Annotated in this window: 18 protein-coding genes; 8 read left to right on the top strand and 10 right to left on the bottom strand. The window is 62.6% G+C overall.

Annotated elements, in window-relative coordinates; translation table 11 throughout:
- Positions 1 to 32: 32 nt before the first annotated feature.
- Entirely contained in the window at positions 33 to 1,535 is a 1,503-nt protein-coding gene (locus FFM53_RS06300; protein ID WP_138387739.1) for a protein adenylyltransferase SelO, read from the bottom strand.
- Positions 1,536 to 1,775: 240 nt separating this feature from the next.
- On the opposite strand from FFM53_RS06300, the gene FFM53_RS06295 reads away from it, so the two are divergent.
- Positions 1,776 to 3,227, top strand: coding sequence for a DHA2 family efflux MFS transporter permease subunit (locus tag FFM53_RS06295; protein WP_138387738.1), 1,452 nt, complete (start codon positions 1,776 to 1,778; stop codon positions 3,225 to 3,227).
- 17 nt (positions 3,228 to 3,244) lie between these two features.
- On the opposite strand, the gene FFM53_RS06290 is transcribed toward FFM53_RS06295, so the two are convergent.
- Complete coding sequence (locus tag FFM53_RS06290; RefSeq protein ID WP_246413146.1) at positions 3,245 to 3,469, bottom strand: hypothetical protein; 225 nt, start codon at positions 3,467 to 3,469, stop codon at positions 3,245 to 3,247.
- A gap of 30 nt (positions 3,470 to 3,499) precedes the next feature.
- Positions 3,500 to 4,447, bottom strand: coding sequence for a homocysteine S-methyltransferase family protein (locus FFM53_RS06285; protein WP_138387736.1), 948 nt, complete (start codon positions 4,445 to 4,447; stop codon positions 3,500 to 3,502).
- 193 nt (positions 4,448 to 4,640) lie between these two features.
- Between FFM53_RS06285 and FFM53_RS06280 the strand changes: the two genes are divergently transcribed.
- Positions 4,641 to 5,294: a TetR/AcrR family transcriptional regulator gene (locus FFM53_RS06280; protein ID WP_138387735.1), complete on the top strand. Its 654-nt coding sequence runs from the start codon at positions 4,641 to 4,643 to the stop codon at positions 5,292 to 5,294.
- Positions 5,295 to 5,348: 54 nt separating this feature from the next.
- Here FFM53_RS06280 and FFM53_RS06275 read toward each other — a convergent pair whose 3' ends face one another.
- Positions 5,349 to 5,873 carry a DUF1697 domain-containing protein gene (locus FFM53_RS06275; RefSeq protein WP_138387734.1) on the bottom strand — a complete coding sequence of 175 codons (525 nt, stop codon included), beginning with the start codon at positions 5,871 to 5,873 and terminating at the stop codon, positions 5,349 to 5,351.
- A 227-nt stretch (positions 5,874 to 6,100) separates the two neighbouring features.
- A complete protein-coding gene (locus tag FFM53_RS06270) occupies positions 6,101 to 8,209 on the bottom strand; it encodes a S9 family peptidase (protein ID WP_138387733.1) in 2,109 nt (702 codons plus the stop codon).
- 253 nt (positions 8,210 to 8,462) lie between these two features.
- Between FFM53_RS06270 and FFM53_RS06265 the strand changes: the two genes are divergently transcribed.
- Both FFM53_RS06265 and FFM53_RS06260 read left to right on the top strand, forming a co-directional pair.
- A complete protein-coding gene (locus FFM53_RS06265; protein ID WP_138328522.1) occupies positions 8,463 to 8,852 on the top strand; it encodes a DUF930 domain-containing protein in 390 nt (129 codons plus the stop codon).
- Between the two features lie 102 nt (positions 8,853 to 8,954).
- Positions 8,955 to 9,749 carry a polysaccharide deacetylase family protein gene (locus FFM53_RS06260; protein ID WP_138328521.1) on the top strand — a complete coding sequence of 265 codons (795 nt, stop codon included), beginning with the start codon at positions 8,955 to 8,957 and terminating at the stop codon, positions 9,747 to 9,749.
- Positions 9,750 to 9,796: 47 nt separating this feature from the next.
- Here FFM53_RS06260 and FFM53_RS06255 read toward each other — a convergent pair whose 3' ends face one another.
- From FFM53_RS06255 to FFM53_RS06245, 3 genes are all read right to left on the bottom strand, one after another.
- Positions 9,797 to 11,089, bottom strand: a complete 1,293-nt coding sequence (locus tag FFM53_RS06255; protein ID WP_138387732.1) for an NAD(P)/FAD-dependent oxidoreductase — start codon at positions 11,087 to 11,089, stop codon at positions 9,797 to 9,799.
- A gap of 18 nt (positions 11,090 to 11,107) precedes the next feature.
- A complete protein-coding gene (locus tag FFM53_RS06250) occupies positions 11,108 to 12,274 on the bottom strand; it encodes an AI-2E family transporter (RefSeq protein WP_138328519.1) in 1,167 nt (388 codons plus the stop codon).
- A gap of 199 nt (positions 12,275 to 12,473) precedes the next feature.
- Positions 12,474 to 13,439: a VOC family protein gene (locus FFM53_RS06245; RefSeq protein ID WP_171599346.1), complete on the bottom strand. Its 966-nt coding sequence runs from the start codon at positions 13,437 to 13,439 to the stop codon at positions 12,474 to 12,476.
- Between the two features lie 191 nt (positions 13,440 to 13,630).
- Between FFM53_RS06245 and FFM53_RS06240 the strand changes: the two genes are divergently transcribed.
- From FFM53_RS06240 to FFM53_RS06225, 4 genes are all read left to right on the top strand, one after another.
- Positions 13,631 to 14,050, top strand: coding sequence for a universal stress protein (locus FFM53_RS06240; protein ID WP_003546608.1), 420 nt, complete (start codon positions 13,631 to 13,633; stop codon positions 14,048 to 14,050).
- A 113-nt stretch (positions 14,051 to 14,163) separates the two neighbouring features.
- Positions 14,164 to 14,832: a PAQR family membrane homeostasis protein TrhA gene (gene trhA, locus FFM53_RS06235; protein ID WP_029875311.1), complete on the top strand. Its 669-nt coding sequence runs from the start codon at positions 14,164 to 14,166 to the stop codon at positions 14,830 to 14,832.
- A 66-nt stretch (positions 14,833 to 14,898) separates the two neighbouring features.
- Positions 14,899 to 15,450, top strand: a complete 552-nt coding sequence (locus tag FFM53_RS06230; RefSeq protein WP_138387731.1) for a GNAT family N-acetyltransferase — start codon at positions 14,899 to 14,901, stop codon at positions 15,448 to 15,450.
- A 199-nt stretch (positions 15,451 to 15,649) separates the two neighbouring features.
- The gene (locus FFM53_RS06225) at positions 15,650 to 16,351 is read left to right on the top strand and encodes a pentapeptide repeat-containing protein (protein ID WP_138387730.1); all 702 of its coding nucleotides are present in this window, start codon (positions 15,650 to 15,652) and stop codon (positions 16,349 to 16,351) included.
- 20 nt (positions 16,352 to 16,371) lie between these two features.
- Here the strand turns inward: FFM53_RS06225 and FFM53_RS06220 are convergent, their stop codons facing one another.
- Both FFM53_RS06220 and msrB read right to left on the bottom strand, forming a co-directional pair.
- Complete coding sequence (locus FFM53_RS06220) at positions 16,372 to 16,899, bottom strand: GNAT family N-acetyltransferase (RefSeq protein WP_138387729.1); 528 nt, start codon at positions 16,897 to 16,899, stop codon at positions 16,372 to 16,374.
- A 102-nt stretch (positions 16,900 to 17,001) separates the two neighbouring features.
- A complete protein-coding gene (msrB, locus tag FFM53_RS06215) occupies positions 17,002 to 17,415 on the bottom strand; it encodes a peptide-methionine (R)-S-oxide reductase MsrB (RefSeq protein ID WP_138387728.1) in 414 nt (137 codons plus the stop codon).
- Between the last annotated feature and the right edge of the window lie 55 nt (positions 17,416 to 17,470).

Raw genomic sequence — 17,470 nt, 5'->3', positions numbered from 1 at the left:
AACTGCCGCAGCGAAAACGCTCAAAGCGCCTGTCACGTTCCGCAGAAGGTCGCAAGCACCCGTTCGCTGGGCTTCGGCGGTTCCCTATAGGCGGCAAAGCCCGGCTGGTCGTCATAGGGTTTCGAAAGCACGCTCAGCAGCGCCTCGAACAGCGAGAAATCGCCATTCTCGACGGCGGCCTCGATCGCCTGTTCGACGCGGTGATTGCGCGGAATGAAGGCCGGATTGACGCGGCGCATGGCAATGGCGCGCTCACTGGCCGTCTGCGGATCGCGTGAGAGCCGCTCGCGCCACTGCGTAAGCCACGCGCCGCAGGCTTCCGGCTCGCGGAAACTCGCCGCAAATTCAGGCTCTGCGGCGCCATCGCCGGCAAGATCCGACAGCCGCCGGAAGGTCAGGGTGAAATCGGCACCCTGCGCCTGCATCAGCGACAGCAGCGCCTGCACCAGATCGAGATCGCCGTCCTCTTCGCCGGCAAGGCCGATCTTTTCGAGCATGCCGGCCAGCCAATGCGCCTGAAACCGTTCGCCGTAACTCTTTATAACGACATTGGCCTTGTCGACCGCGCTGTCGGGTTCGGCGTCGATCAGCGGCAGCAGCGTTTCGCCGAGCCTTGCGAGGTTCCATTGGCCGATGCCGGGCTGGTTGGCATAGGCGTAACGGCCGTGCTGGTCGATCGACGAAAAGACGGTCGCCGGATCATAGGTATCCATGAAGGCGCAGGGGCCGAAGTCGATCGTCTCGCCGGAGACGGTCATATTGTCCGTGTTCATCACGCCATGGATGAAGCCGACATGCAGCCAGCGGGCAATCAGCGCCGCCTGGGGTTCGCAGACCGCTTCGAACAGTGCGAGATACGGGTTCTCGGCCTCTTTCAGCGCGGGATAATGCCGGTCGATCACATAATCGGCCAGTGCCCGCACGCCGTCGGTGTCGCCCCTGGCCGCGAAATACTGGAAGGTGCCGACGCGGATATGGCTGGCCGCGACGCGGGTGAAGACCGCACCCGGCAGCACCTCTTCGCGGTAGACCGGCTCGCCTGTCGTCACCGCCGCCAGCGCCCGCGTGGCCGGAATGCCGAGCGCAAACATCGCCTCGCTGATGATATATTCGCGCAAGACCGGCCCGATTGCCGCCCGCCCATCGCCGCGGCGCGAAAAAGGCGTTGGTCCGGCGCCCTTCAGCTGGATGTCGTAGCGCTTGCCGCTGCGGTCGACCACCTCGCCGAGCAGGATCGCCCGCCCGTCACCGAGCTGCGGCGAGAAGCCGCCGAACTGGTGACCGGCATAGGCCATCGCCAGCGGCTCGGCCCCTTCGGGAACGAGATTGCCGGAAAAGATCGCCGCGCCATCGCGGCGCAAAGCCTCGACGTCGAGCCCGAGTTCGGCGGCGAGCGGCTCGTTGAGCTTGATCAGCCAGGGCTCCGCCACCGCGGTCGGCGCTTGCGCCGCAAAGAAGTGCGGCGGCAAACCGACATAGCTGTTGTCGAACGGAAAGGCCGCACCGGGCCGGTTTTTCTGCAGGGCGGAGGTCATGGTTCATAGGTAGGGCCGGGGTGCCCCAGGCGCAAGCCGGACCTTCACGAAGATCGAGCCGATGCAAGGAATCGTGACCTGCCTTTACCTCTCGTCAAAGCAGCTTTGCCATAAAGGACATAGCGCCGCCATGATCGCGGGCGTATAGCAAATCGTCTCCCCTTGGCTTTGCGCCATGTCATCCCCCGCGGCCTTGCTGCCTTGTGTGCTCCGCCGCGCCACCGCGAGTGATCCCGGACGATGTCGGATCAGATTTACCAGGCGCCGATGGTTCGGCGCGCCACGCCCAATTTCCGGGTGATCGCGATGATTGTCGCGAGTGCGATGCTGATGGAAAACATCGATGCGACCGTGCTTGCGACCGCGCTGCCCACCATGGCGCGCGATTTCGGCGTCAGCGCCCCGGCCATGTCGATCGCACTGACCTCCTATCTCCTGAGCCTTGCGATCTTCATTCCCGCGAGCGGCCGGATGGCCGACAGTTTCGGCTCCCGCACGGTTTTCCGCTCGGCCATCGCAGTCTTCGTCGTCGGCTCCATCCTCTGTGCGCTCGCGCCGACGCTGTCCTTCCTGGTGCTGGCGCGGCTGCTGCAGGGCATCGGCGGCGCGATGATGATGCCGGTCGGGCGCTTGGTACTGATGCGCAGCGTCGACCGCAAGGATATGGTCAGCGCCATGTCCTGGCTGCTCGTGCCGGCGCTGATCGGCCCGATCGTCGGCCCGCCGCTCGGCGGCTTCATCGTCACCTATCTCGACTGGCGCTGGATTTTTTATATCAACGTGCCGATCGGCATCATCGGCATGATCTTCGTCTCGATCTACATCGACGAGGTGAAGGGCAAGGCAAGCGGTCCGTTCGATACGATCGGTTTCATCCTCTCGGGCATCTCGCTCGGCTCGCTGCTCTTCGGTTTCGAAATGTCGAGCCATGAGGGGGAGGGCGCCTTCTCGATCTTCCTGATCGCGCTCGGCCTGCTTTTCGGCATCGCCTATCTCAAGCATGCCCGCAAGCATCCGTCGCCGATCATGGATTTCTCGCTGATGAAGGTGCCGAGCTTCGGCACGTCGGTCATCGCCGGTTCGCTGACCCGCATCACGCAAGGGGCGCAGCCCTTCCTCCTGCCGCTGCTCTTCCAGATCGGCTTCGGCCTGTCTGCCGCCGCGGCCGGCCAGATCATCATCGCGACCGCGCTTGGCGCTCTCGCCATGAAGCCGATGGCAAAGTTTGTCTTCCGCCGGCTGGGCTTCCGCAGAAGCCTCATCCTCAACGGCATCCTCGGTACGATCGGCTATGGCCTCTGTGCCGCCTTCCGGCCGGACTGGCCGATGCCGCTGATCTTCGTCGTCCTGGTGCTCAGCGCCTTCTTCCTGTCGTTCCAGTTCACCGCCTATAACACCATTGCCTATGACGAGATCAGCAAGGAGCAGATGAGCTCGGCCACCAGCTTCTACACCACCTTCCAGCAGCTGATGCTGTCGCTCGGCATCTGCATCGGCGCTTTGGCTCTGCACGGCTCCATGGCCTTGTCAGGTGCCGAAACGCCGGCCCTTGGCGATTTCTCGGCCGCCTTCATCGTCGTCACGATCATCTCGATCACCGCCACCTTCTGGAACCTGCGCTTCTCGCCGACCGCCGGCGAGGAGATCACCGGCTACAAGGCGAAACGGACGAAAGGCGCCGCCAAAGGCTGACGCCGCCTTCCCCTTCGTCAGAAGCCGACCGGCTCCCGCAGCCGCCTGCGTCGGAAGGGCCGGCCCTCGCGCCGGTCCGCATCGAGCCCGTAGGTCATCGGGCCGGGCAAGCCCCCGAAGGCGAGATCGCTATCCCGTAGCGCCACCTCCACGGCCGCCTCAGGCTCAGTGCGCCTCTGCCGTCCTGTGATCGCAAGCCACAGATCGTGCCAGCGGTGCTCACGCATCATCGTCCCCATCATCGACAATGTCTTTTCCTCCCTCTGAGGTCGTCATGCCGCCTGCGGCAGGCATGCCTCGCATATCGCCGCGACATGGCGGTGGTCGGTGCCGCAGCAGCCGCCAAGCACACGCACCGCAGGCATGCGGTCGATGAGCTTGCGGTAGCGGCGGCCGAGATCTTCGGGATCGCCCGCATCCAGCGTTTCGCTATTGTCCAACTGCTCATGGCTCATGGTCGAGGCATTGGCGCGGATGCCGGAAATGCGCTTCACCCAGGCGCTTCCAGGATCGAGCGCTGTTTCGAAATGCGTGGGATGGGCACAGTTGATCATGTAATAGGCCGGCGCTCCGCCGGTCGCCGCATCCGTCGTCTCGATGGCGTCCTGAATGCTCCGGCCCGTCACCAGCCGGCCATCCGTCTCCAGCGTGAAGGAGATGGCCGAGGGCATGCCGAGCGACTGTGCCGCCCGCGCCACGCCGATCGCCTCGTCGATATTGGTCAGCGTGAAGGCGCTCACCATGTCGGCTTCCGTGCCGGCAAAAGTCCCGATCTGAATGGCGTGGTAGTCTTCCGCCTCGGCCGCATCCATGAAGCCTGCCTTGTAGCCGTCGCCGCGCGGGCCGATCGCGCCGCTGATGACGATCGGCTGCTCCGGCCGCTCATAAGCGCTGCGCAAGCCGACGAGCAGGTCGACGGCTTCCTCGTTGACCGCCTTCAGGGCTTCGCTGGTATAACCGAGCTTCTGCCCCCAGTCCGGATTGGCCCGCCAGGTGGCGGTGTCGAGCAAAAAGCCCGTGCCGTGCCGCCGTGCAATATCGAGATAACGGCGATAGTAATTCCGTATGCGCTGCCGCCCCTCTTCGGAAGACAGCAATATGAAGGCGGCGAAATGCGGAAGCTCGATCCCTTCCTGGAAGATCATCGTCGTTTCCATGCCGCCATCGCTAATGAAGGTGCCGCCTTTGAGCTGCGGCAAACCGCTTCTGTACTTTGCCATTGTTGAAGCCTCTCCGTCGCGGCACCCGATTGGCTGCCGTCGATGAATGATGTTCTGGCGCTTAATCGGCTGCCAAACTAGGCGACTTGCGGTATACTCCAGGCGGTTTTGGTTTTTGCGGATTGATATCAATCGCTTGCTTCAACCGATCCTGCCCGGGGCGACGGCAGGTCCGACCGTGCAACACTGAAAACTGTACCGCCGGTACAGGAGGGGACATGCGAAAGGGCGAGGAACGCGGACCCGCATCCTTGATGTGGCCGAAGCGGCAGTCTTGCAGAAGGGTTTTGGCGGCACCTCCATCGAGGAACTGATCACCGAGACCGGTATCACCAAGAGCGGCTTCTTCTATCATTTCAGGGACAAGAACGAGCTCGCCAAGGCGCTGCTCAACCGCTACATCGAAAATGACGAGCGCATCTACGACGAGATCTTCAGCCGCGCGCGCGAGCTGACCGGCGATCCGCTGCAATCCTTCCTGCTCGGCCTGAAGCTGCTGTCCGAACTGCTCTCCGACCTGCCGAACGGCCATCCCGGCTGCTTGGTGGCGACCGTCTGCTATTACGAGCGGCTGTTCGACCGGGAGATACAGGAGACCAACCGGAACGCAGTGCTTGCCTGGCGCCGCCGTTTCGGCCGCATGCTCCGCGAGATCATGGAAGTCTATCCGCCGCGCGAACCCGTCGACGTCGACCAGCTCGCCGACATGGTGTCCTCTGTCCTGGAAGGCGGCATTGTTTTGTCTAAGACGCTGAAGGAGCCGAACACGCTGGCCGAACAGGTGCTGATGCTCCGCACCTTCGTAAAGATGCTCTTCCTGCCGGTGGCAGAGATGCCGAGGGCCTAAAGCAATTCCAGCAAAAGGGTGAAGCGGCTCTGCGTCCGGAATTGCGCCAACCCCTCAGTCCTCGTCCTCCAACGCCGCAGCCATGTCCGCGAGCTTGCGCACGGTGTTGAGGTTGCGCGACGTCCCCGGTTTCAGCGCCGGCAGCTTCAGTTTCGAGCGGCCGGAACCATTGGGATAGTGCACATAGATTTCCCGGCCGGCGAGCTTCGCCTCCTCGCCGTCGGGTGCAATCATCGTCGCCAGCGCATCGCCGGGCGCCTTTTCGGGCAGGAAGTAGACGAGCATGAAGTTCGGCTTGGCATCGGGAAAGGGTGCGTTGGCAACGATTCCGTCGAGTTCCTTGCGGCTGCGCACCATCACGCCGGGCCGCTTGCCCATCGTTTTGCCGAGCGCCTCGTCGAGCCGCTCCTCCACTCTTTTTTCCGCTTCATCCGAACGGAAAAGCACGTTGCCGCTCTGGATGTAGGTCTTCACGCCGGAAAAGCCCAGGCCTTCGCAGATCGCCTTCAGCTCGGCCATCGGCAAAGAGCTGGTGCCGCCGACATTGACGGCGCGGAGGAGGGCGATATACACGGGCATTTCGTTGTCTCCCTTGGCCTGTTGTGCCGTGCCAGCCCCCCCTCTGCCCTGCCGGGCATCTCCCCCACAGGTGGGGAGATTGGCTGGGGGCGATGGCTTCCCCAAACAACAGCCCGTCACATCAATCGTAAATCAGGGCGAGGCATATCCTCCTGCTGATCTCCCCCCCTTGTGGGGGAGATGCCCGGCAGGGCAGAGGGGGGTGCCACTAGGCACGCCCCAACCCTTCACATCTTCTCTGCCACCTTGATCGCAAACGCATACTCGAACGCGATCTCTTCCAGCCGCTGGAAGCGGCCGGAGGCGCCGCCGTGGCCGGCGTCCATGTTGGTCTTGAGCAGGATCGGCGCGTTGCCGGTCGTCTTGTCGCGCAGCTTTGCCACCCATTTGGCCGGTTCCCAATAGGTAACGCGCGGGTCCGTCAGGCCGCCGAGCGCCAGGATCGGCGGGTAGGCTTTTGCGCCGACATTGTCATAGGGCGAGTAGGATGCGATCTGCTCGTATTCTTCCTGGCTGTCGATCGGGTTACCCCATTCCGGCCATTCCGGCGGGGTGAGCGGCAAAGTGTCGTCGAGCATGGTGTTGAGCACGTCGACGAAAGGAACGGCGGCGATGAGGCCGGCGAACTTCTCCGGCGCCATGTTGGCAACCGCACCCATCAGCATGCCGCCGGCCGATCCGCCCTCGGCGATGATCTTCGCGTAAGACGTGAACTTCTGTTGATTCAGATAGTCGGCGGCTGCGACGAAGTCCTTGAAAGTGTTGGTCTTCTTGTCCATCTTGCCGTCTTCGTACCAGGAAAATCCCTTGTCCTTGCCGCCGCGGATATGGGCAATCGCATAGACGAAGCCGCGATCGGCGAGCGACAGGCAGTTGGTGTTGAAGCCGGCCGGAATGGTGATGCCGTAAGCGCCATAGCCGTAGAGCAGGCAGGGCGCGCTGCCGTCGAGCGGGGTATCCTTGCGATAGAGCAGGGTAACCGGCACCTTCTCGCCATCCCATGCCGGGGCAAAGACGCGGCGCGTGACGTAGTCGTCAGGATTGTGGCCGGACGGCACTTCCTGCGTCTTCAACAGCGTGCGCTCGCGCGTCACCATGTTGTAATCGTAGAGCTGCGACGGCGTCGTCATCGAGGAATAGGAGAAGCGGATGATATCCGTGTCGTATTCCGCCGCACCCTGTAGTCCCAGCGAATAGGCTTCCTCGGCAAAGGCGATCGCATGTTCCTCGCCGGTCGCCCGGTCGCGGATCATGATCTGCGGCAGCCCGTCCTTGCGCTCCAGCCACAGAAGATGGCGGGCATAGGCCATGTGGCTGATTATAAGCGTGCCGGGTTTGTGGGCGACCACTTCGCGCCAGTTTTCCTTCACCGGATTATCGACCGGCGCTTCCATGATCTTGAAATCCTTGGCGTCGCCGTCATTGGTGAGAATGTAGAAGACGTCGCCGCCCTCGGTCAGCGAATATTCGATGCCTTCCTCGCGCGCCGCCACCAGCTTCGGCTCGGCTGTGAGGTCCTTGGTCGACAGCAGCCGGTATTCGCTGGTCTCGTGGTCGTGAATGTCGATATAGATGAAGTCGTCGAGCAGCGAGCCGCCGACGCCCATGAAGAAGCCGGCATCCGGCTCCTCATAGACCAGCCGGTCTTCAGACTGCGGCTGGCCGAGAATGTGGTGGAACACCTTCGACGGCCGGTGGTTTTCGTCGAGCGCCGAATAGAAGAAGCTCTTGCCGTCAGGCGCCCAGACGCCGCCGCCGCCGGTATTTTCGATCCGGTCGGCAAGGTCTTGCCCGGTCTGGAGGTCGCGCACCTGCAGCGTGAAGAATTCCGAGCCCTTGTCGTCATAGCCCCAGATGCCGCGGCTGTGGTCGCTCGTATGGTCGAGGCCGGCGAGGCGGAAATAGGCCTTGCCGGCAGCCTCCTTGTCGCCGTCGAGCAGCACCGCGCGGATCGTTTCGTCGGCGACATTGCCATCGCGGGCGATGCGGAAATAACGCGGCTGTTCGCCGCCTGTCACATAGAAGGTGCCGTAGGCATAGGCGCCATCCTTCATCGGCACCGAGCTGTCGTCTTCCTTGATGCGGCCGCGCATTTCGGCAAACAGCGCCTTCTGCAGCGGCTTGGTGTCCTCCATCGCCGCGTTCATATAGGCGTTTTCGGCTTCGAGATGGCGGCGGATCTCAGGGTCGAGGATCGACGGATCCTTGAACATCGCCTGCCAGTTATCGGCGCGCAGCCAGGCATAGTCGTCCGTGCGGGTGATGCCGTGGCGCGTATCGGAGATCGGCTTCTTCGGTGCGGCAGGCGGTGTCGGCAGGCTTTTGAAAACGGACAAGGAATGGCTCCGGTGGGAATGTCGGGTTGGCAAGAGATAGAGGCGCACTGGTCCCGGATCAAGCGGCAAGGCTGCGCCAAGGGTAGAGGTGCCCTTCCACAGACAAGGAGGACGCTTTCCAGGCACTGCCTTGATGTCACCACAATATTTAAGAAAGTCCGCTCTCGTCGCGCGAAATTTGCACGCGCCAAGCCGCCGGCAAGCCGCCTGTGGCAGGGTGAAGAATGGACAACAGTAAGGGATTTTCTCCACGATGCCGAAACGTCTGCTCCTGTTTGTATCCCTCGCAAGCCTTGCTGCCCCCGCCTTTGCCGTCGATCCCGCCATCAAGAAGCAGCTGGAAAAACTCGACCCCTCGACCCGCCTGGAACAGAGCTGCGACACCGAGGCGATGAGCCGCATCAACAAGGACAGCACCGGCTTCAAGCCCGACAAGGTGATTGCTTACACCTTCAAGGACCCGATCCCCGGCGACAATTCGCTGGACGCGCCGGGTGCTGTCTTCCGCAGCAAGGGCGACTGGTACCATCTCTCCTACAATTGCATCACCGGTCCGCAGCATATCAACGTGCGCGAACTCAACTACGAAATCGGAGAGAAGGTGCCGCGCGAGAAGTGGAACAAGTATTATCTCTATGATTGATGCTGCCCTGTTCGTCCAAGCGGCTGCGGTGACATCCGGCCGCATGGCGCCGGGGGAGAGCCGCCGCTAAAATCGGCAGCTCGAATCATAGAAATCCATCGTATGAACCGCATCCTACTCGCTTCGGCGTTTCTTCTGGTCAGCATCTCCGCTGCATTCGCGGACGGAATTCCGTCAACGCTGCCCGCTCCGGCAGTCAGTCCGGCCCCGAAGGCGCCGGCGCCAAAACTCGTCGAGCCGCATCTGCATATCGCCCGTTCCAACGTCGCCGACCACGCTCGCATTGCGCTCACCTTCGATGCCTGCATGGGCCAGGCGGACGAGCGCATCCTTTCGACGCTGGTGCGTGAACGCATCCCGGCAACGATCTTCGTCACCGCCCGCTGGCTGAAGCGCAATCCGGCAGCACTCGCCGTGTTCCTGCAAAACCCCGATCTCTTCGAACTCGAAAACCACGGCCAGAACCATATTCCGGCCGTCGACACACCGACGCTGATCTATGGCATCGCGTCTGCCGGCTCGCCGCAGGCGGTGCGGCAGGAAGTCGAAGGCGGCGCTGCTGCGATGGTCGCTGCCGGCATCCCGGCGCCGCACTGGTTCCGCGGCTCGACCGCCAAATATGATCTTTCCGCCATCGGTGAGATTCGCGCCATGGGCTATCGCATTGCCGGTTATTCGGTGAACGGCGACGGCGGTTCGCTGCTGGGTGCTGTTATCACCGAAAAGCGCATCGCCTCGGCCAAGGACGGCGATGTTGTCATTTCCCACGTCAACCAGCCGACCCATGCCGCCGGCGAGGGGGTGGCGAAGGCACTGGTCGATCTCAAGGCCAAGGGCACGCAATTCGTCCGTCTCCAGGATGTCGAGGATACCGGCGACGACAAGACGACCGAGTGATTGAAGGCGTGCCGTGAGGGGGCACGCCACGACAGTCAATCTAAGGTTTACCTCAGCTCCTTCCGGGCCTGCCCCACATCGTCTCCAAAACGGCGCAAACCCGGCCCATCCCTGTCGAGCGCAAAATCATCGAACCAATCCCGTTGCATGCCGGCCAGCATGGCGCCGATCATCTGCGCAGCGAGATAGGAAAAGGTGATGCCGTTGCCGCCGTAGCCATAAGCTGCGAACACGTGCGGCGTCTCAGGCACCGGGCCGATCAGCGGTAGACCGTCGACCGTCTCGCCGAAAGTGCCGCACCAGGCGTGTTCCACCCGCGTATCGGCTTTCGGCCACAGCCGCTTCATCTTCTCCTGGATCGCTATGATCTTTGCCGGCAGCTTGCGGTCGCGCGCCTCCGCATCGATCGTCTCGTCATCCTCGCCGCCGGCGACGATGCGATTGTCCGCCGTCGTCCGCATGTAGAGATAGGGGTGGCTGTCTTCCCAGATCAGCGCCCTGTCGCGCCAGAAATTTGCCGGGTCCTGCGGCACGGTGGCGAGCGCCCAGCTTGAACTCGAGCGGTGCAGCTTCGGCATGTCGAGACCCGGCATCGAATAGCCAGTCGCAAGCACGACATGCCGCGCCTCGATGACATGGCCTCCATCGGTCTCTGCCGTGACGTGATCCCCTTCGCTGTGAAGCACGGTCACGGAAGCGTTGACCAGCCGTGCGCCGCGCCGCACTGCCATCTCGATCAGGGCCCAGGTCAGAAGTAGCGGATCGCACTCCGCCGAACCCGGCGAATAGATCGCGCCATCCCGGTCGAGCTCGAATTGTGTGAAGAGATCGGGATGTTCGAGATAGACGCCGGGCAGGCCGGCCCGGCGGCGAAGCTGGCGCTCCTCCAAGAGGTCGCGCGCGCCTTCGCGGCCGTCGGCCAGATAGAGCGTGTTGCGCGGCCGGAAGCTGCAGGCGATGCCGTTGGCGGCGATCAGCTTGGAAAGGCCGGCGACCGCGGCACCGCTGCGGCGGTAGATGCCGGCCGCGCGCTCGAAGCCGTAATAGTCCTCGAGTTCGGTGAGCGTGCTGTCGATTTCCCATTGCAGCATCGCCGTGCTCGCCGCGGTACTGCCGAAACCGGGCTCCTCCCGGTCGATGAGCGCCACGGAAAAACCGCGCGCCGTCAGATGTTCGGCAACCAAGGCGCCGGTGATGCCGCCGCCGATCACGGCGACGTCGGTGGAAAAGCTCTGCTCGGTCGGCCGCCATTCCGGCCGTATGCCGCTCTTACCCCAGAGAGAACGGCCGCTGACCATCTGGTCGTGATCGGATTCGGCAAGATCGAGATCAGATGCCACTGACGTCTCCCCGGTTGATCATTTCGGCAACTGCGGCTGCTGCTTTTCCTCGATCAGCAGTTCGTCGATAATAGTCATGACGATCAGCGAAAGCGGCAGCGCCAGCATGGCGCCGACGGCGCCCCACATCCATGTCCAGAACAGGATGGCGAGGAAGACGACGAAGGGGTTGATCTCAAGCCGCCGTCCCATCACCGCCGGGAAGATCAGGTTCTCCATGAGGAGATGCACTGTGAAGAAGGCTGCGGCCGGCATCAGGCCGATGAGAAGACCATCATGGGTCAGGATGCCGGCAATCGCGACGGCAAGCGTCATCAGCGTGATGCCGAGATAGGGGATGAAGCTCGACAGGAAGGCGAAAAAGCCCCAGAGCACCGGGGCCGACAGCCCGCCGGCATAGGCGATGACAGTCATGACCACGCCAAGCCCGACATAGATCAGCGATGCCGTGGCAAAATAGAAGCCGAGCACCTGCTCGACGGCATTGATGACACGGATTGCCGCCAGGCGCTGCGTGCGCGTGCGGAAGGTCATGATGATCGTCTTGCGCAGGTTGACCCGACCAGCGAGGAAGAACAGCAGCGCCGCGAAGAAGATCATCCCCTGCACCAGCGCCGGTGTCAGGCTAGTCGTCACCACGTGCAGCACGTTGCCGGTGTTTTCGAGCAGCGCACCAATCGACATCGACCCGCTTTCGAATGTCGCCGGCGTGATATGCAGCCATCTGATGCGCTCCAGATAAGGCATGATGCGGTCTATGGTTCGCTCGGCGAAGGCCGGGCCCTCATTGGCAAGCGTCATTAGCGGGTCGGCGAGCGAGTTGATCACCAAGAAGATCACCAGCGCCACGCTGCTCGACAGGATGAAGGCGTTGGCAAGCCGCGGCACGCCCATCTTGCTCAGCTTTTCTGCCGCCATGCCGAGGATCATGCCGACGACGACGGCCAGCGTGATCGGGATGAGGATGAGCGACATGAAATAGACGGCGGCAAGGAAGAGAATGCCGAAGATGCCGATGATCGCCCAGGCCATGGTGACATCGAGCCCGTCCTTTTCCAGCCGGTGCAGCGGTGGCGGCGGCAACTCTTCGGCCGCCTCCTTCAGCGACTGTGCCCAGGCGCTGGTGTGACGTTCGCCGATCGCGATCTTCTTTGCTTGTTTGCGGATGCCATTGGCGATGCCCATGCGGTGAGGTCCCCGAAGCCCCATTGCTTCCTCACGGAAACGCGCCGATGCGGTTCCGGTTCCTCAAGGGTGTGACAATGTGGCGCGGTGCATGTGAAGGCGGACGGCATTGGCGCCCGTTGCCGTCTGGCGTGCAACCGAAGCAGGCCGTTCCGCCCTTATTCCTTCAACCGATAGGGCTGATCCGTTGTTGCAGGAGTTACGCCGAAAGCGTCAGGCCGATACCCCAGGGATCTTTCAGGAACACGCCGCCGTCGCGCTTCTCGCTGTTGATCTCCAGCGCGTCGAGCTTGGCGACCGCCGCATCCAGCGTCGCCTTGTCATTGAAACGGACCTTGTAGTCCGAAAGCCCGGTCATATTGCCGGCGCGTGCCATGGCGCCACGGCTGTTCCAGATATTGGCGCCGAGATGGTGGTGGTAGCCGCCGCTCGCAAAGAAGCTCGCGCCCGGATAACGCGCCATCAGCTTGAGGCCGAGGACGTCGCGGTAAAAGGCGTCTGCCTGCGGGATGTCGCCGACCTGCAGATGCAGGTGGCCGATCGCCGTCCCCGCAGCCATGCCGTCCCAGCGCTCATCAGGCGCGCTGTTGTAAAGCGCCTGCAGGTCGAGGCGCAGCGTCGCCATCTCCACCATGCCGTCCTCATGGAATTTCCATTGTTCGTGCGGCCGGTCGGCATAGATCTCGATGCCGTTGCCTTCGGGGTCGGAAAGATAGATCGCCTCGCTGACGAGATGGTCCGAGGCGCCGTCGAGCGCGACGTTATTCTGTGCCGCATGGCGCAGCCAGCGCGCGAGCTCCGTCCGGTCCGGCATCAGGAAGGCGGTGTGGAAAAGGCCGGCGGCATTGCGCGGCGCGATGGTCGCATTCTTTGCGGTCGTCAGCGTCAGCAAAGGCAGGTCGCCGACACCCAGCACTTCGCCGCTCGCCGTTTTCTCGATCACCTTCAGGCCGAGCATCGATTGGTAGAAGCCGGAAACCAGACCGAGGTCGGTCACGACCAGGTGCGATTGGTCGATATAGGCGGGCCGCGTCAGCGCATAGGAAGTTTCGGTCGTCATGGCTTGTTCTCCTGCCTCTGAATTGGCCCGTAGGATAGAAGGCGTACCGGCGGTGGCGGCAAACATGCCGCCCGTGGCAAGCCCGAGGAAGTTTCGCCGGTTCATTAGCCTCTGATCTCCCCTCGGTTGCCGTACTTGATCCCTATATGGCGCATTCCGATTGTTCACAGAAGACCCGTTTTTGAGGATGAAGCGTTGAGCAGATGTTGACGATGACTTGCGCCCACTTGATTGCGATCGATGCGTTCATATCTTCTTTAGAGGAAGCTTATGCATCGCAGTCATGGAGGGAAGCCATGTACAGAAAGATCATCGTAGCGATCGCGCTCGGCGGCATCGAAAAGGGAGAAAAGATCCTCCGCAAGGCCGCGTCCTTGCTCGATGACGGCGGTGAGATCATCGCGCTCAACGTCATCGAAGATGTGCCGAGTTATGTCGCGATCGAGTTGCCGGCCAATATGGTCGAGGACGTCATGAAGGACAGCCGCGAGCAGCTGCAAGCACTGCTTGCCGCAGCCGGTGTTGCGGCAACTGTCGAGATCGGCAACGGCCCGCCTGCCAAAGCGATCATCTCGGCCGCCGAAAGCCACGGCGCCGACCTGATTATCGTCGCCTCGCACGTTCCCGACTTTTCCAACTACTTCATCGGCGCCACCGCCGATCGGGTCGTGCGCCATGCCAAATGCTCGGTGCTGGTTGACCGTCAGAAGGTTTGACTTTTCACCCTGCTGCCTGTCACGAAGATTTACCGCCCGTGCGCTTTGCCGCAGTTGCGCGCCCGTCCGTTCGATGCGACGATTGCAATCGGGTATGAAACGGATTGGCGTGCATGGGCGAGTTCAACGGCATTCGCTGGGCTTATGATAGATACGAATTGATCGCCGACGGTATCGTCCATGGCGTCGGTCTCGTGCTGGCGCTGATCGGGGCCACCGTGCTGATCTTCTACGCCACGGTCTGGAGTTCCTATGGCGCGCTCGCCGCCGCCTGGATCTATGGCGTCGGGCTGGTGCTGACGCTTGCCATTTCCTTTTCCTACAACGCCTGGCCGGTCTCGCGCACGAAGTGGTATCTGCGCCGCTTCGATCATTCGGCGATCTTCCTCTTGATCGCCGCCACTTATACGCCCTTCCTCGAACGTGGCGCCGACGATCCGCTGCTCTTGTTCATGCTGGTCGCGATCTGGCTGTTTGCCGCCGTCGGCATTGTCCTGAAATGCGCCTTTCCCGGGCGTTTCGACCGTCTTGCCATCCTGCTTTATCTCGCCATGGGCTGGAGCGGCGTGCTCGTGGCCGAGCCCGTCGCCTCGCGCATTCCCGCCGCCTCGATGCTGCTGATCGTCATCGGCGGTGTCATCTATTCGCTCGGCGTCATCTTCCATGTCTGGGAGAAGCTGCGCTTCCAGAACGCCATCTGGCACGGCTTCGTCGTCACCGCCGCGGCCGTGCATTATTCGGCCGTCTTCACCTGTTTCAGCCTGTCGGCGCCGGGCCTCTGAACGACTGATGTGCCCGAAGCCGTTCCTAGTGCGCATCCGCCGTTTACATCTTTGCAGGCGGGGCGTATGCCCGCCTTCGCAAACAATATGAACCCGAGCACCATGACAGACACTGTCCTCCTCCGCGACGCCACCGAAGCCGATCTTTCCGCCATTCGCGATATCTACAATCACGCTGTCGAGCATACGACGGCGATCTGGAACGACACGCTGGTCGATCTCGAAAACCGGCTGGAATGGTTCAGGGCGCGCAGGGCGCGGGGCTTTCCCGTCATCGTCGCCGAAATGTCGGGCAAGGTCGCAGGCTACGCCTCCTATGGCGACTGGCGGCCTTTCGACGGCTACCGCCACACGGTCGAGCATTCCGTCTATGTCGACAAGGATTGCCGCGGTGGCGGCATCGGCGAGCGGCTGATGCGGGAACTGATCGCGCGTGCTGCGGCCGGCAATATCCATGTGATGATTGCTGGCATCGAGGCGGAGAACACCGCCTCGATCAGGCTGCACGAAAAGCTCGGCTTCCGCATCGCCGGCAGATTTTCCGAAGTCGGCACCAAGTTTGGCCGCTGGCTGGACCTCACCTGCATGGAGCTTCGCCTGCCAGGCAAGGCGGATTGATCCACGTGCCCGGCAAGGCGGACTATCCGCCTGCCCGGCAAGGTAGATACCGCCTTCCAGGAAAAGCCGGACCGCAATCCATTGTGAACGGCGCGCGCCATCTTTTTATTGTAGTCTGAGCTGTGTAAGAAAATGGAAGGCTGCTTCGCGAAAGGCGGCCTGAAAGCGTCATGTAAGCGTCATGGGGGTGAATAGTTCAATGGCAATGCACGGATCGTCGCTCGGTCTCCTTGCCCTCGTCCTTTTGGCATTTCCGCCGGTTGCCGCACGAGCCGCCGATTGCGGCAGCCTGGCCTCGCCGAAGCTCGACTGGCAGGATTGCACCAAGAAGAACCTGATGTTGCAAGGCAGTGATCTCGAAGGCGCCAATCTCGTCGGCACCGATTTCTCGTTGACCGACCTTGCCGGTGCCAACGTCAAATCCGCCAATCTGGAGAAGGCGACACTGGTGCGTGCCTCATTGGAGGGCGCACACGCTGAAGGCGCCAACTTCGCCAAGATCGAGGCCTATCGCTCCAGCTTCGCCAGTATCGCCGCCGATGGTGCATCCTTTGCCGGCGCCGAGCTGCAGCGCGCCAATTTTGCCGGTGCCCGACTTGCCGGCGCAAGCTTCGAAAAGGCCGAGCTCGGCCGCGCCGATTTCGACAAGGCGGTGCTGACGGCGGCGAAATTCTCTTTCGCCAATCTCTCCCGTGCCGACCTCTCCGGCGCCACTTTCGAAACAACGCCGATGTTCGACCGCGCCTTCATGTTCCTGACCCGCATCGAAGGCCTTGACCTCTCGGCCGCAACCGGGCTCGAACAGGCGCAGATCGACCTTGCCTGCGGCGATGCCTCGACCAAGCTGCCGGCCGGCCTCTCCGCACCGACAACCTGGCCCTGTCCCGCCGAGCACGAGTGATCAGGCGGGTCTGAGCCGCTCTATGTCCGGTCCGTGATGTAGAGGTAGAATTCGATCATGCCGCCATCAGGGTTGCCGGCCTTGGCGAATGTTTCCCGCCGCCGATGCACCCGCTCCGCAACGCGCTGCGAAGGAATGTTGTCTGGCCTGACGATGGAGACGATGCGCGCCAGGCCAAGGGTGTGAAGCGCGTGATCCCGGCAGGCGGCCGCCGCCTCGGCCGCATAGCCCTTGCCCCAATGGTCGCGCCAAAGATGGTAGCCGATCTCTGGTTCCAGCCCGGCGGACGTTTCCTGCAGCGTGATGCCGCAATCGCCGAGCAAAGCGCCGCTCTGCCGGTCCGTCACCGCCCAGAGGCCGAAGCCGTGACTGGCATAACTGTCGAAGGCGAGCCTTTGAAACCAGCGCGCGGTTTCGTCGAAGCTCTTTATCCTGGGGTAATAACGCATGGACTCGGCATCGCCGAAAATGCGGTGAAGAAACGGCAGGTCGGCAGGGGTGATCTCCCGCAGCGTCAGCCGGTCCGTCGTCAGGATATCGCGCGCCATCGGCCTTCTCTCGGGATCATCGATCCATCGATAGTGTGAACGACAGGGAAACTCAGCGACCCATCGCACCGGATGAGCCGCATCGATTACGGGGCCGGGCGATTACATCCCGGGCTCGAACACCATGGAGTGGCCGTTGATGCAGTAGCGCAGGCCGGTCGGCGGCGGGCCGTCGGGAAAGACGTGGCCGAGATGGGCGTCGCAGCTGCCGCAGCGGATTTCGGTGCGCACCATGCCGTGGGTCGTGTCGCGATGCTCGATCACCGCTTCGGGTGACACCGCCTCGAAATAGCTCGGCCAGCCGCAGCCGGCATCGAATTTCGTATCGGAGCGGAAAAGCGGCGCGTTGCAGCCGACGCAGCGGTAAAGCCCTGTCTCGAAGGAATCCCAGTAGGGGCCGGTGAAGGCGCGTTCGGTGCCGTGCTGGCGCGTGATGCGGTACTGCTCGGGAGTGAGCTGCTCTTTCCATTCGGCGTCGGTCTTGTGGATCTTGGCGGTGGTCGCAGTTTCGGACATGAGGTGCTCCTTTCGCCGAGGGGCGGGTTCCGTTTCGCGAGAAATGTGGTGCGCC

It is taken from the genome of Rhizobium indicum (assembly GCF_005862305.2).
Lineage (GTDB): Bacteria > Pseudomonadota > Alphaproteobacteria > Rhizobiales > Rhizobiaceae > Rhizobium > Rhizobium indicum.
This window is presented reverse-complemented; position numbering and strand designations above follow the sequence as displayed.